Source organism: Streptomyces doebereineriae (assembly GCF_031845645.1).
Classification (GTDB): domain Bacteria; phylum Actinomycetota; class Actinomycetes; order Streptomycetales; family Streptomycetaceae; genus Streptomyces; species Streptomyces canus.
The window spans coordinates 1-544 of record NZ_JAVREZ010000105.1; the positions used below are offsets into that span (position 1 = coordinate 1).

Consider the following 544-nt stretch of genomic DNA (forward strand, 5'->3'; position numbering starts at 1 on the left):
AAGCCAATCTCCTTCCGCCCGCAGGGTGCGCAGCCTTACGACGACCGGATGCTGTCCTGGCAGATCCCCGGCCGCACGGTGTCGATCTGGACCACCGGCGGGCGGGTCAAGAGTGTGGCGTTCACCGCCTCTGCGGAGCAGCTGGCCACCCTGGCCCTGTACCGCAAGGGTGAGTCCGACCTGCTGGAGCGGGACGGTATGTGGTTTCTGAACGCCACCTGCGAGGTGCCCGAAGCACCCTTGAACACCGAGCCGGTGGACTTCCTGGGGATCGACCTGGGCATCGTGAACATCGCCACCACCTCCGACGGCGAGATCCTGGCCGGGCGCGAGCTCAACAGGATCCGCACCCGCGAGCGCGGCCTGCGCGCCAAGCTGCAGAAGAAGAACACCCCGTCCGCCAAGCGCCGGCTGAAAAAGCGGCGGCGCAAGGAAGCGCGGCGGGCGAAGGACATCAACCACAAGATCGCGAAACATGTGGTGGCCGAGGCGGAACGCACCGGTCGTGGGATCGCCCTGGAGGATCTGACGGGCATCCGCGAGC

General features: G+C 67.3%; 1 protein-coding gene. It reads left to right on the forward strand.

Annotation, left to right across the window (positions count from 1 at the left end; translation table 11 throughout):
- Window positions 1–544: transposase (locus RNB18_RS50925; RefSeq protein ID WP_311720916.1), on the forward strand; the 544-nt coding region annotated here is incomplete at both ends.